This is a genomic window from Falsiroseomonas tokyonensis, assembly GCF_019024325.1.
Classification (GTDB): Bacteria; Pseudomonadota; Alphaproteobacteria; order Acetobacterales; family Acetobacteraceae; genus Falsiroseomonas; species Falsiroseomonas tokyonensis.
The window spans coordinates 679,249-692,048 of sequence record NZ_JAFNJS010000001.1; the positions used below are offsets into that span (position 1 = coordinate 679,249).

The 12,800-nt window shown below is 71.0% G+C and carries 10 protein-coding genes; 4 read left to right on the forward strand and 6 right to left on the reverse strand.

The window, feature by feature from the left end; all coding sequences use genetic code 11:
• The first annotated feature begins 323 nt into the window (after positions 1 to 323).
• Both J3S20_RS02880 and J3S20_RS02885 read left to right on the forward strand, forming a co-directional pair.
• Positions 324 to 1,445, forward strand: a complete 1,122-nt coding sequence (locus J3S20_RS02880) for an efflux RND transporter periplasmic adaptor subunit (protein ID WP_216834434.1) — start codon at positions 324 to 326, stop codon at positions 1,443 to 1,445.
• Positions 1,442 to 4,519 carry an efflux RND transporter permease subunit gene (locus tag J3S20_RS02885; protein WP_216834436.1) on the forward strand — a complete coding sequence of 1,026 codons (3,078 nt, stop codon included), beginning with the start codon at positions 1,442 to 1,444 and terminating at the stop codon, positions 4,517 to 4,519. Before J3S20_RS02880 ends, J3S20_RS02885 begins: the two co-directional genes overlap by 4 nt.
• Positions 4,520 to 4,523: 4 nt before the next feature.
• Here the strand turns inward: J3S20_RS02885 and J3S20_RS02890 are convergent, their stop codons facing one another.
• Positions 4,524 to 5,195, reverse strand: coding sequence for a 4'-phosphopantetheinyl transferase family protein (locus J3S20_RS02890; protein WP_216834437.1), 672 nt, complete (start codon positions 5,193 to 5,195; stop codon positions 4,524 to 4,526).
• Positions 5,196 to 5,204: 9 nt separating this feature from the next.
• On the opposite strand from J3S20_RS02890, the gene J3S20_RS02895 reads away from it, so the two are divergent.
• Both J3S20_RS02895 and fabD read left to right on the forward strand, forming a co-directional pair.
• Entirely contained in the window at positions 5,205 to 6,179 is a 975-nt protein-coding gene (locus J3S20_RS02895; RefSeq protein ID WP_216834439.1) for an acyltransferase domain-containing protein, read from the forward strand.
• On the forward strand, positions 6,176 to 7,045 hold the full coding sequence (gene fabD, locus J3S20_RS02900) for an ACP S-malonyltransferase (RefSeq protein ID WP_216834440.1): 870 nt from the start codon (positions 6,176 to 6,178) through the stop codon (positions 7,043 to 7,045). The genes J3S20_RS02895 and fabD overlap by 4 nt, the downstream gene beginning before the upstream one ends.
• Here the strand turns inward: fabD and J3S20_RS31050 are convergent.
• From J3S20_RS31050 to J3S20_RS02925, 5 genes are all read right to left on the reverse strand, one after another.
• Positions 7,002 to 7,490 carry a sarcosine oxidase subunit gamma family protein gene (locus tag J3S20_RS31050; RefSeq protein WP_216834441.1) on the reverse strand — a complete coding sequence of 163 codons (489 nt, stop codon included), beginning with the start codon at positions 7,488 to 7,490 and terminating at the stop codon, positions 7,002 to 7,004. The two genes, fabD and J3S20_RS31050, sit on opposite strands and share 44 nt — an antisense overlap.
• Positions 7,483 to 10,380 (reverse strand): sarcosine oxidase subunit alpha family protein, encoded by a 2,898-nt coding sequence (locus tag J3S20_RS02910; protein WP_216834443.1) that lies wholly within the window; start codon positions 10,378 to 10,380, stop codon positions 7,483 to 7,485. The genes J3S20_RS31050 and J3S20_RS02910 overlap by 8 nt, the downstream gene beginning before the upstream one ends.
• The gene (locus tag J3S20_RS02915; protein WP_216834444.1) at positions 10,377 to 10,628 is read right to left on the reverse strand and encodes a sarcosine oxidase subunit delta; all 252 of its coding nucleotides are present in this window, start codon (positions 10,626 to 10,628) and stop codon (positions 10,377 to 10,379) included. The genes J3S20_RS02910 and J3S20_RS02915 overlap by 4 nt, the downstream gene beginning before the upstream one ends.
• The gene (locus J3S20_RS02920) at positions 10,628 to 11,878 is read right to left on the reverse strand and encodes a sarcosine oxidase subunit beta family protein (protein WP_216834446.1); all 1,251 of its coding nucleotides are present in this window, start codon (positions 11,876 to 11,878) and stop codon (positions 10,628 to 10,630) included. The genes J3S20_RS02915 and J3S20_RS02920 overlap by 1 nt, the downstream gene beginning before the upstream one ends.
• 87 nt (positions 11,879 to 11,965) lie before the next feature.
• A complete protein-coding gene (locus tag J3S20_RS02925) occupies positions 11,966 to 12,763 on the reverse strand; it encodes a shikimate dehydrogenase family protein (RefSeq protein WP_216834448.1) in 798 nt (265 codons plus the stop codon).
• Between the last annotated feature and the right edge of the window lie 37 nt (positions 12,764 to 12,800).

A 12,800-nucleotide genomic window follows, 5' to 3' on the forward strand; every position in this document is an offset into this window, starting at 1 on the left:
GGCAGGCGTCGCCGCGCGAAGGGGGGCCGATGGGCCGGGCCGGGGGGGCGACGACGGCGATGGCGGCCCCGTTTCGCAAGCGCCTCTCCCCCTTAACCTCCGCGTGTGCGGCATGAAAACCGCTCGCGGGTGAGTATGGCGAAGCGCCGGGGCGGGCGCCAGTCAAACCGCTGTTTCAATAATGTCTCGCGGTAGACGTGCCTCACCTGTCTCGGCGCGCGCTTCGCGGGCAGTGCTTGAACAGACCGCAAGCCCCTGCCTAGGATGCGGAACGATCCCCGAGGAAACGCTCCTGCCCCTCCGGCCGGGGCCTGGAAGGCTGCATGGCGTCACGTTCCCTCCTCGCGGCCGCATTTCTGGCCCTTGGCAGCGCGCTGGGTGCGGGTGCCATGTACGGGCTGCGGCCAGGCGCCGAGGCACCGGGCGCTGCAACGCCCGCCGCAGCCGCGCCGGCGACGCCGCGGGAACAGCCGCCGGCGGCAGTGCAGGTGATGACCCTGGGCCGTGGGGAGGTGCAGAGCGTGCTGACCTCCATCGGCACGCTGCGCGCGGTGCAGAGCGTGCCGATCGCCTCGCTCACCGGCGGCGTCGTGCTCGCGGCCAATTTTACCGAGGGCGGCGCCGTGGCGCAGGGCACGCCGCTGGTGGAATTCGACCGCCGCATCGCCGATGCGCAGCTTACCGCCGCCCAGGGCCAGCTGCAGGTGGCGCAGCTACGCTTCGAGCGGGGCCAGTCCCTGGTCGGCGTGCGGTCCCGCCAGCAGATGGATGACGACCGCGCGTCGCTGCAGCAGGCGCAATCGGAACTCGCCGTGCGCCGCACCACGCTGGACCAGCTGACGCTGCGCGCGCCCTTCGCCGGATTCGCCGGGCAGCGGCTGTTCGGCGTCGGCGAATATGTGCCCGCCGGCAAGACGCTGCTGTGGCTGGAGGATCGCACCACGCTGCGCATCCAGTTCCGCATCCCGGAGCGTTTCCTGCCGGTGCTGCGGGTGGGCCAGGAATTCGCGCTGGAGGTGGATGCCGTGCCCGGCCGCCGCTTCACCGGCCGCGTCTCGCTGATCGACACGCGCCCGGACCTGGACGAGCGCACGCTGCATCTGCGCGGCGAGGTGCCGAATCCGGGCCATGTGCTGCCCTCGGGCGTCTTCGGCCGCGTGCGGCTGGTGATCGAGCAGGTGCCGGATGCGCTGCTGCTGCCGCCGGGCGCGGTGCAATATACGCTGACCGGCGCCTCCGTCTTCCGGGTGAAGGAAGGCCGGGCGGAACGCGTGCCGGTGCGGATCGGCCTGCAGATGGCGGACCGGGTGCAGGTGCTGGAAGGCCTGGCCGCGGGCGATACCGTGGTGACGGAAGGGCAGTTCAACCTGGATGACGGGCGCCGCGTGAACGTGGTGGCCCAGTCGCCGCCTGTGCCGGCGGCGCTCGGGGCGCCGGGGCGATGACCTCGGTCTCCGACCTTTTCATTCGGCGGCCGGTCTTCACCATCGTGGTGAACCTGATGATCGCGGTGATCGGCCTGCTCGGCCTGTCCCGCCTTTCGATCCGGGAGTTGCCGCGCTTCGACCTGCCCTATGTCTCGATCAGCACCGTCTATGCCGGCGCCACGCCCGACCTGATCGAGCGCACCATCACTGCGCCGATCGAACAGGCGGTGGCGGCGATCGGCGGCATCGACACCATCGTCTCCACCAGCAGCGAGGGGCTGAGCCAGATCCAGATCGGCTTCAAGGTGGGCACCAACCCGCTGGATGCCGTGACCCAGGTGCGCGACAAGGTCGGCACGCTGCGCGCCGTGCTGCCCAGCGCGGCGCTGCCGCCCACGGTGGCGCAGATCAGCCTGGACGCCACGCCGGTGATCTACCTCTCGCTCACCGACCCCGAGCGCAATGCCATGGAGATCACGGAGCTGGTGGGCCGCGTGGTGCGGCCGGCGCTGGCTTCCGTCGATGGCGTCGCCGCCGTGCAGGTGCTGGGCGAGCGGCGCTATGCCGTACGCATCTGGCTCGACGCCTATCTGCTGGCCGCGCATGGCGTCACCGCATCGGATGTGAATGCGGCGGTGCTGGCCCAGAACCTGGCCGTGCCGTCCGGCGCGCTGGAACGCGATGGACGGCGCGCGCTGGTCTATGCCGATACCGCGCTGATCCGGCCGGAGCAGTTCACCCAGATCGTGGTGCGGCGCATCGGCGACGAAACCCTGGTGCTGCTGGGCGATGTGGCGCGGGTGGAGGTGGGGCCGGAGAGTGAGGCGAATTCCATCCGCATCGATGGCCGGGCCGGCCTCGCCGTCGGCGTCGTGCCGCAATCCGGCGCCAATCCGCTGGAGGTGGCGCGCGCGGTGCGGGCGCTGCAGCCCATGCTGCGTGGGCTGGTGCCGAGCGAGATGCAGGTCGCCGTCATCTTCGATGCCTCCGAGACCATCGAGGCCGCGGTGGCGGAGGTGGCGGAGACCATCCTGGTGGCGGTGGTGCTGGTGACGCTGGTGATCCTGCTGTTCCTGGGGTCCTTCCGATCCTCGCTGATCGTGCTGGTGACCATCCCGCTGTCGCTGATCGGCATGCTCGGCTTCATGTATGTGGCGGGCTACAGCATCAATACCTTCACCCTGCTGGCCATGGTGCTGTCCATCGGGCTGGTGGTGGATGATGCGATCGTCGATGTGGAGAATGTGCAGCGCCATATCGATGAGGGGCGGGACCCGGTGGCGGCGGCCTTCATCGGCAGCCGCGAGATCGGCTTCGCCATCGTCGCCACCACGCTGACGCTGGCCTCCGTCTACCTGCCGCTGGGCCTGGTCCCCGGGCTGCTGGGCAGCCTGTTCCGCGAATTCGCCTTCACGCTGGCCGCCGGCGTGTTGCTCTCGGGCTTCGTCTCCCGCACCCTGTCGCCGATGATGTGCTCGCGGCTGCTGCGCGCGAAGCGGCCGGGTGGCGTGGCGATGCGGCTGGATGCGCTGTTTGCGCGGCTTTCGGCCGGCTATGCGCGGCTGCTGCGGCGGCTGCTGCGGCATCGGCGGCTCTTGGCGCTGGCGGGCGTTCTGCTGTTCCTCGCCGGCATCACGGCGATGTCGAAGCTGCCGGCGGAATTCGCGCCGGGCGACGACGCCGGCTACCTGATGGTGAAATTTACCGCGCCGCAGGACTCCACCAATACCTACATGGATTCCATCGCCGCCCGCGTGCAGACGGTGTTCGAGGACGTCTCCGAACGCCGCGGCAGCATGATCATGAATGGGCTGACCGCGCCGAACGAAGGCCTGGCCTTCCTCATGCTGCGCCCCTGGGCGGATCGCGCGGCAACCGCCGCCGAGATCGGCGCCCGCATCCTGCCGGCGCTCACCAACATCCCCGGCGCCCGCTTCAACCTGCTGGACCCCAACCCGCTGGCCGGTGGCAGCGTGCCGCCGGTGCAGCTGGTGGTGAAATCCACCGGCAGCTACGAGGACCTGGCCCGGCTGATGGCCCCGCTCGCCAGCTATGCCCGCGCCCATCCCGGCATCACCGCGCCGGCGGTCGATCTCGACCTGAACACGCGGCGCATCGACGTGCTGATGGACCGCGCCATGGCGGCGGTGCTGGGCATCGAGATCGACCGCATCGGCCAGACCATCAACGTGTTCCTCGGCGGCCAGCAGGTGGGCTTCCTCGGCTTCGGGGGGGAGCAGTACAAGGTGATGGTGCAGGTGGACGAGGCCGACCGGCGCGACACCAGCATCCTGTCCAATATCAACCTGCGCACCGCAGCCGGCGACCTGGTACCGCTGGCGCAGATTGTGACGCTGCGGGAGACGGTCGGCGCCTCCTCCCTGCCGCGCTTCCAGCAACTGCGCTCCGCCCGCATCGGCGCCTCCGTCGCGCCGGGCTGGACCCTGGGGCAGGTGATTGCCGATCTGGAGGCCGAAGCCGCGCGGGTGCTGCCGCCGGGAACGCAGCTGGATTTCGATGGGCCGACGCGGGCGCTGAAGCAGGCGGATGCCGCGGTGCTGATCGTCTTCGTCCTGGCGCTGGTTTTTATCTACCTCGTGCTTTCGGCGCAGTTCGAAAGCTTCCGCGATCCCTTCATCGTGCTGTCCGTCGTGCCGCTGGCCATGGTGGGGGCAGGGCTCGGGCTGCTCGCGGTGGGGGGCACGCTGAACGCCTACAGCTTCATCGGGCTGGTCACGCTGATCGGGCTGGTGGCGAAGAACGGCATCCTGATCACCGAATTCGCCAACCAGCTGCGCGACCAGGGCCGCGCCATGGAGGAGGCGGTGGTGGAAGCCGCCGCCACGCGGCTACGGCCGATCCTCATGACGACGGTGGCCACCAGCCTCGGCGCGGTGCCACTGCTGCTGACCGTCGGGCCCGGCGCGCGGTCGCGCGAGGATCTCGGCGCCGTCGTGGTCGGCGGCATGACGCTGGGGCTGCTGGTCTCCCTGGTGCTGGTGCCGGCCTGCTACCTGATGCTGTCGCGCCGGGAGCGGCCGGAACTGGTCTCGCCGCCGCTGGACCAGGGCCTGCCGCATGGGGCGGATTGAGTCCTCAGCGGCGGCGCAGCGCCAGCGCCAGGATATGGCGCGGCGTCGGCTGCCATTGCAGGAAGCGCCAGCCCGCCACGCCGCCCGGCGCGAAGGCCAGGCGCGGCGGGTCCAGCGTGAAGCCGAAACTGTCGAGGCCGGCGCCGATGCCCTCCCCGGTCGCCTTCACATAGGCCTCCTTCAGCGTCCAGATCCGCAGGAAGCCGGCATGGCGGTCGGCCGGCGGCATGGCGGACAGCAGCGCCGCCTCGGCCGGCGCGAAGTAGCGTTCCGCGAGGCCCGGACCGGCTTCGCGACGCGCGAGATCTTCCACATCGAGGCCCAGATCATCCACGGCGGTGACGGCGCAGGCCACCAGGCTGCGGGTGTGGGACAGGTTGAAGCGCAGCCAGGGCAAGCCATGCGCAGCCGCCACTTCCGGCTTGCCGTGCCGGCCGATGTCAAAGGTCCAGTCCTCCGCCGGCAGGCCGCCCGCCTCGGCCAGCATCTCGCGGGCCAGGGCATGGGCGGCGATATAGGCGCGGCGATCGGCGTCGAAATGGAAGCGCGCAGCGGTGGCGCGTTCCGCCGCGCTGAGGCGCGCGTGCCAGGCTTCCAGGGTCGGCGCATCGGCGCTCTCCGGCAGAAGCCAGCGCAGGCGCACCAGATTGCGCGCGGAAGAAGGGACTTCGGGCATGGCGGGACGATGACGGCAGGCATGGGCGCGGGCAATGGCCGCACGGTGATGATGTTCGCGGGCCAGGGCGCGCAATACTACCAGATGGGGCGGGAGCTGTTCGGCGCGGATCCGGTCTTCCGCGCCGCCATGCTGCGCTGCGACCAGGCCGCCGGCCCGATCGAGGGTCGCAGCATCACCGAAATCATCTACGGCCGTCCGATGGCGGAAAGCGAGAGCTTCGACCGGCAGATGGAAACCGCGCCGGCGCTGCTGGCGGTGGGCTGGTCCCTGGCGCAGGTGCTTTTCGCGCGCGGGATCCAGCCGGAGCTGCTGCTCGGCTACAGCCTGGGCGAGACCATCGCCGCCACCGTCGCCGGCGTGCTGCCGCTGGAAGACGCCTTCGCGCTGCTGTTCGAGAATGCGCGGATCATCGAGGCCATGCTGCCACCGGCCGCCATGCTGGCGGTGCTGGAGGGCGCCGCGCGTGTCGCGGCCTTGCCCGCCGTGCGCAAAGCCGGCGCCGAGGTGGCGGCGGAGAACTCCGACCGTCACTGCGTGCTGACCCTGCCGCGCGCCGCCCTGCCGGCGCTGCGCGCGGCGCTGGAGGCCGAAGGGCTGATCGTCGCGCTGGTGCCGGTACGGCACGGCTTTCATTCCTCGCTGCTGGCGCCGGCGGAATCCGCGTTGCAGGCCGCAGCATCCCGCCGGGCCTTCGCGCCGCCGCGCTACAGGCTGGTCTCCTGCGCCACGACTGAAATCCTGCCCGGGCTGACGGCCGCGCATCTCTGGCAGGTCGCGCGCGGGCCGATCCTTTTCGCCGAGACGCTGCGCAAGCTGGTGGCGGAAGGCACGCCGCTGCGCTTCGTGGAAGCGGGGCCCACCGGCACGCTCGCCACCTTCACCCGCCAGGTGCTGGGCCCCAAAACCCTGGCGCTGCCCGCCATCAACCAGTTCGGCCAGGACCTGCGCAGCCTGGAGATCCTCGAGGAGCGGTTCGGATGACGCTGATCCATATCTTTCCGGGACAGGGTTCACAGCAGCGCGGCATGGGGCGGGACCTGTTCCCGCGCTTTCCCGATCTGGTGGCCCAGGCGGACGCGATCCTCGGTACCAGCATTGCAGCCCTTTGCCTGGAGGATGCGGAGGGCAGGCTGCGCCGCACCGAATGGACCCAGCCGGCGCTCTATGTGGTGGAGGCGCTGGGCCATCTGGCGCGGGTCGAGGATAGCGGCCGCACGCCGGATTTCGTCGCCGGCCACAGCCTCGGCGAATATGCCGCGCTGTTTGCCGCCGAGGCCTTCGATTTCGCCACCGGCCTGCGCCTGGTGCAGCGCCGCGGCGCGCTGATGGGGGCGATGACCGGCGGCGGCATGGCCGCGGTGCTGGGGCTGGAACGGGCGCGGCTGGAGGCGGCGCTGGCGGGCCAGACGTCGCTGGATTTCGCGAATCTCAACGCGCCAACGCAGACCGTGCTCTCCGGCCCCGCCACGGCGCTGGAGGCGGCGCAGCCCCTAGTGGAGGCTGCCGGCGGCCGCTGGTTCCCGATCAATGTCGCGACCGCCTTCCACTCCCGCCACATGCAGCCCGTGCGGCTGGATTTTGCCGAATTCCTGGCCGGCATCACCTTCCAGCCGCTGATGCTGCCGGTGATCGCCAATGCCACCGCCCTGCCCTACCGGGACGGGGAGGTGGCGCATCTCCTGGCCCGGCAGATCGACAGCCCCGTGCGCTGGGTGGAGACCGTGCAGTATCTGCTGGACGAGCCCGAGCCCGAATTTGTGGAAATCGGCCCCGGCCAGGTGCTGACGCGGTTGGTGGCGGAGATCAGCCGGCAGCCGGTGCCGGCGAATATCGCACGGCGTCTCTGACCCTTAGGTTCCGCCCCCGCCCGGCCGCCTGCAGCGCCGCAGCCAGGCTGTCGCCGTAGCTGCGGGCGCAGGACAGGTGGAAGGTCTCGCCATCGAGCCAGAGCAGCAGCGGCAGGTGCGCGCCCAGCGTCGCCGCCGCGGCGCCCGGTGGGAAGGCGCGCGGATGCAGGTCCAGCGGCAGGATTGTTGCCAGCAGCTCGCGCACCAGCGGGCCGCGCAGGGCAAACAGGCTGCGCGCGCCATCCATCGGCGTGCGCTGCGCGGGCGCCACGGGCAGCACCAGGCCCGGCGCGTGGAAGCACAGCCACTGCCGCGGCGCCGTCCAGACCGCAGTGGCACCCGCCACCGGCGCCCAGCCCGGGCGCTGCGGCAATCCCGGAAGCAGGTCCGGCGGACCATGCAGCGCCGTCAGGCCGATGCCGCAAAAGGGCTGAAGCTCAACCACGGGTGCGCGTGCCTTCCGGGTCGATGAAGACAGGGGCCGCCACCTCCGCCTCCCCGTCATGGCCGCGCAGCGCGTCGAAGACGCGGATGCGCGTGCCTATGCGGTCGCGCCCCTCCGCCAGCAGCGCCAGGCCGATGGTCTGCTGCAGGTTTGGCGACCAGCAGGCCGCCGTGACATGGCCGAGGTCATTCTCCGTCACCGCCGCCGCCCCCGGCGCCAGCAGATGCGCCCCCGTGCGCAGCCCCGCGCCACGCAGCCCCACCAGCACCGGCCGCGCCGGATCCACCAGCGCCGGCCGCTGCGCCAGGGCACGACCGATGAAGTCCTTCGTGGTGGACAGCATGCGGCCGAGGCCGAGGTCGCCGGCCGTGGTCTGGCCATTCAGCTCGCCGCCGCCGGCATGGCCCTTCTCGATGCGCAGCACGCCGAGCGCCTCCGTCCCATAGGGCACGGCGCCGGCCGCCAGCAGCCGGTCCGCCAGCGCCTCCGCCGCTTCGGGCGGCACGCCGATCTCGTAGGCGAGCTCGCCGGAGAAGGAGATCCGGTACAGCCGCCCGCGCAGCCCGCCCACGAATGCTGCGTCCAGGCAGGCCATATGCGGCAGTGCGGCGTTGGAAACATCGGCTTGCGTGACCTGCGCCAGCACGTCGCGCGCCTGCGGTCCGGCGAGCGCGATCTGCGCCCAGGCCTCGGTGACGGAGAGGATGGCGACATCCAGCTCCGGCCGCAGCACCTGATGCGCATATTCCAGATGCTGCATCACGCGCGCCGCATTGGCCGTCGTCGTGGTGACGAAGAAGCGATCCTTCGCCAGCCGTGCGCAGGTTCCGTCATCGAGAACAAAACCGTCCTCACGCAGCATGATGCCGTAACGGATGCGGCCGGGCTTCAGCGTCGACATGGTATTGGCATAGACGAAGTCGAGCAGCGCCGCGGCGTCCGGCCCCACCACCTCGATCTTTCCCAGGGTCGAGACATCGCAGAAGCCGGCCGCGCGGCGCACCTGCAGCACCTCGCGATCCACGCTGTCGCGCCAGCCCGTCTCGCCCGGCCGCGCATACCATTCCGCGCGCTGCCAGGCGCCGCTGTCCACAAAACTCGCGCCGTGGCGGGCGGACCAGGCGTGCAGCGGCGTGCGGCGCACGGGCCGGAAATCGCGCCCCGTCTGCGCGCCGGCCAGCGCGCCGATCGTCACGGGCGTGTAGGGCGGGCGGAACATCGTGGTGCCGGTCTCGGCGATGCCGCGGCCGGTCGCCTCCGCCAGGATGGCCAGGCCCACGACATTGGCGGTGCGGCCCTGGTCGGTGGCCATGCCGAGGGTGGTGTAGCGCTTGGCATGCTCGACACTGCGAAAACCCTCGCGCGCGGCCAGCGCGATGTCGTCCACGGTGACGTCGTGCTGGAAATCCACGAAGGCTTTGCGGCCCGGCACATGGTACAGCGCGCGCAGGCCGGCGGGCTCGTCCTCCGCCTGCGGCAGGTCCAGCGGCCTGCCGTCATGCCCCGCATCGCGCGCGGCCTGAAGTCCCGCGGCGGCGCCATCGGCGAGGCAGGCGGCCAGGGTGAAGCGCCCCGCTGCGGCGCCCGCCACAACCATGCCCGGCGGCGGCGTACCTGGCAGGAAGGCAGCCTGCGCTGCGTCCCAGACCGGCCGCCCACCCTGATGGGCGGAGAGATGCAGCGTCGGGTTCCAGCCGCCGGCGACAGCGAGCACATCGGCGGCGATGCGCTCACCGCTGTCGAGCTGCACGGCCGACAGGCCGAGCCGGCCGCGCGTGCCGACAACCCGCGCGCCCGCCACCACGCGCATTCCGGGCATGGCCGGCGCCTCGGGGCGGGGATCCACCACCGTTACCTCCGCCCCCGCATCGCGCAGCGCGGTGGCCGTGCGCAGCCCATCATCGCCGGCGGTGAAGACCACCGCGTGGCGGCCTGGAAGAGCGCCGTAGCGGTGGATGTATCCGCGCACCGCCGCGGCCGACATCACGCCGGGGCGGTCGTTGCCTGGGAAGGCGATCGGTCGTTCCACCGCGCCGGCCGCCAGAACCACGCGCTTCGCGACGATGGTCCAGCCGCGTTGGCGCGGCATGTCTGGCGGCGGCTCCGGCAGATGGTCCGCCACGCGCTGCACCGCGCCATAGGTGCCGTGGTCGAAGGCGCCAAAGACGGTGGTGCGCGGCAGCAGCGTGACCTCCGGCAGGTTCTGGAGTTCCGCCAGCACCCACGCGACCCAGTCCAGCGCCGGCGCGCCGTTGATCTCCTGCCGATCCGCCAGAAGCCGGCCGCCCAGCGCAAAATCCTCCTCCGCCAGGATCACGCGTGCGCCGCTCCGCGCGGCGGCGAGTGCGGCGGCAAGGCCCGCGGGGCCGGCGCCCACCACCAGCACATCGCAATGCGCATGCATCCGTTCATAGCGGTCCGGATCGGGCGCGGTGGCGGCGCGGCCGAGGCCGGCGGCGCGGCGGATCAGCGGCTCGTACACCTTCTCCCAGAAGGAGGACGGCCACATGAAGGTCTTGTAGTAGAAGCCTGCGGAGAGCAGCGGGCCGAACAGCCCGTTCACCGCCATCACGTCGAAGCGCAGACTGGGCCAGCGATTCTGGCTGTGTGCCACAAGACCTTCGAACAGCTCCGCGGTCGTGGCGCGCGTATTGGGCTCCTGCCGGCCGCCCGCGCGCAGCTCCACCAGCGCGTTCGGCTCCTCGCTGCCCAGGCCCCAGATGCCGCGGGGGCGATGATACTTGAAGGACCGCCCGACCAAGCGCAGGCCATTGGCCAGCAGCGCGGAGGCCAGCGTGTCGCCTGCATAGCCCTGATAGCCGCGGCCATCGAAGGTGAAGCGCCGCGGTTGCATGCGGTCGATCAGCCCGCCGGTGGCGAGGCGCGTCATCGCCGGCAGGCCTCCGCGCCGGCCACCACATGCGTGCGCGTGTCGCGCATCACCCGCAGCCATTGACGGCAGCCATGGATGTGCTGCCAGAGCTCCGCATGCAGCCCGGCGGGATTGTCGCGCAGATGCACGTAGTCGTGCCACGCCGCCATCGGCGCATCCGCCGCAGGGCGCGGCGGCGGCGCGCTGCCAATTGTCAAAAATTCGGCGGCGTCGCGTTCGCCGCAGAAGGGGCAGGGAATGCGCATCAGTGCAGGTTCGCCTGGGCGCCGGCGCCCTTCTCGTCGATCACATGGCCCGTCGCAAAACGGTCGAGCCGAAAGGCCGCGTTCAACGCATGTGGCTGACCCGTGGCGATGGTATGCGCGAAGCACCAGCCGCTGGCCGGCGTCGCCTTGAAGCCGCCATAGCACCAGCCGCAGTTGAGGAAGAGGCCATCCACCGGCGTGCGATCGATGATCGGCGATCCGTCCATCGACATGTCCATGATGCCGCCCCATTGCCGCAGGTATCGCAGGCGCGACATGGAAGGGAACAGCTGCACCGCGCATTCCATCACGTCGTGGACCACAGGCAGATTGCCGCGCTGGGCGTAGGAGTTGTAGCCGTCGATATCGCCGCCGAAGACCAGCCCGCCCTTGTCGGACTGGCTGACATACAAATGGCCGGCGCCATAGGTGACGACGGTGTCGATCATCGGCTTCACCGCCTCCGAGACGAAGGCCTGCAGCACATGGCTTTCGATCGGCAGTCGCAGCCCCGCCATGGCCGCGACGCGGGAGGTGTTGCCCGCCACCGCCAGGCCCACGCGCTTCGCGCCGATGAAGCCGCGCGTGGTCTCCACGCCCAGCACGCGGCCGCGCTCGATGCGGATGCCGGTCACTTCCGTGTTCTGCAGCAGGTCCACGCCGAGCTGGTCCGCCGCGCGCGCAAAACCCCAGGCGACGGCATCATGCCGCGCGGTGCCGCCGCGCCGCTGCAGCAGCCCGCCTTTTACCGGGAAGCGCTGGCTGTCCAGGTTCAGCCCCGGCACCATGGCACGCACCTGCGCCGCATCCAGCAGCTCCGCATCCACGCCCGCCAGGCGCATGGCATTGCCGCGCCGCGCATAGGCATCGCGCTGGCTGTCCGAATGGAACAGGTTCAGGACGCCGCGCTGGCTGACCATCGCATTGTAGTTCAGGTCCTGCTCCAGCCCTTCCCAGAGCTGCATGGACTTCTCGTAGAAGGGCGTGTTGCCGGGCAGCAGGTAGTTGGAGCGGATGATGGTGGTGTTGCGGCCGACATTGCCGCCGCCGAGCCAGCCCTTCTCCAGCACCGCGACATCCGTGATGCCGTGGTTCTTCGCTAGGTAGTGCGCCGTGGCCAGGCCGTGCCCGCCGCCGCCGACGATCAGCGTGTCATAGGCGGCCTTCGGCGCCGGATCGCGCCAGGACGGCGCCCAGGACCGGTTGCCGGTCAGCGCATGGCGCAGCAAGGCGAGGGCGGAATGGCGCATCCGCGCAGGATGGCAGGCTGGCAGTCGTGCATTTGCCTGAGAGCGACATGGGCTGGTCTTCCCGCGACGATCTTTGCGAGCCGGGTTTTATCCGGGCTCCTGCAGCAGGAAGTCCACCATCATCTCCCGCCCCGCCGCATACATGCCGAGGCCGGTCTGGGTGCCGCAGCCCAGCGCGCGCGCCGCGGCCAGCAGCGGCGTCACCTCCGGGCTCGTGACCACATCGGCCACGAAGCTGTCGGGCGAAAGCCGGTTCACCCGGACCGGCAGCGCATCGCCCGGCCGCATGCCGGCCGGCGTGGCATTGGCGACAAGGTCCTGGCCCGCGGGATCGTCGCTGCCCGCCGCGAGCACCGCGCCGCGCCCTTCCAGCCGCGCCAGCAGCAGGTCGCGCCGCGCCGCATCCGCATCATGGATGGCCAAGGCCGCGACGCCGGCCTCGACCAGCGCCAGCGCCATGGCGGTGCCGGCACCGCCCGCGCCCACCAGCAGTGCGCGCTTTCCTTCCGGCGCGAAGCCGGCCTGGCGCAGCCCGTCGATGAAAGCCGCGCCATCCGTCATGTCGCCATGCCAGCTGCCATCCGAATTGCGCCGCAGGACGTTCACCGAGCGCAGGAAGCCGGCGCGCGGCGTGGTCGTCCTGCAATGCGCGAAGGCCGCGAATTTGTGCGGCACCGTCGCCACGATGCCGTCGAGGTTGCCCACCCGCGACAGGCCGCGCATCACCTCATCCAGCTCGGCCGCCGCCACCTGCATCGGCACCAGCACCGCATTGTGCCCGCGCGCGACGAAGGCACGGGTCAGGCTGCCGGGCGACTGCACCTGGGCGATCGGGTCGCCCAGGATGACGAAAAGCCGCGTGGCGCCGCTGAGCGCTTCGAGCATGGCTGTTCCCTCCGCCCCGAAGCTGACCACGGCGCCG

Excerpts from the sequence above, each read along its gene's own strand:
- J3S20_RS02915 (WP_216834444.1), bottom strand. The coding sequence starts at position 10,628 with ATGCGCATTCCCTGCCCCTTCTGCGGCGAACGCGACGCCGCCGAATTT.
- J3S20_RS02910 (WP_216834443.1), bottom strand. The coding sequence starts at position 10,380 with ATGACGCGCCTCGCCACCGGCGGGCTGATCGACCGCATGCAACCGCGG.
- J3S20_RS02885 (WP_216834436.1), top strand. The coding sequence starts at position 1,442 with ATGACCTCGGTCTCCGACCTTTTCATTCGGCGGCCGGTCTTCACCATC.
- J3S20_RS02880 (WP_216834434.1), top strand. The coding sequence starts at position 324 with ATGGCGTCACGTTCCCTCCTCGCGGCCGCATTTCTGGCCCTTGGCAGC.
- fabD (WP_216834440.1), top strand. The coding sequence starts at position 6,176 with ATGACGCTGATCCATATCTTTCCGGGACAGGGTTCACAGCAGCGCGGC.
- J3S20_RS02920 (WP_216834446.1), bottom strand. The coding sequence starts at position 11,878 with ATGCGCCATTCCGCCCTCGCCTTGCTGCGCCATGCGCTGACCGGCAAC.
- J3S20_RS02895 (WP_216834439.1), top strand. The coding sequence starts at position 5,205 with ATGACGGCAGGCATGGGCGCGGGCAATGGCCGCACGGTGATGATGTTC.
- J3S20_RS02890 (WP_216834437.1), bottom strand. The coding sequence starts at position 5,195 with ATGCCCGAAGTCCCTTCTTCCGCGCGCAATCTGGTGCGCCTGCGCTGG.
- J3S20_RS02925 (WP_216834448.1), bottom strand. The coding sequence starts at position 12,763 with ATGCTCGAAGCGCTCAGCGGCGCCACGCGGCTTTTCGTCATCCTGGGC.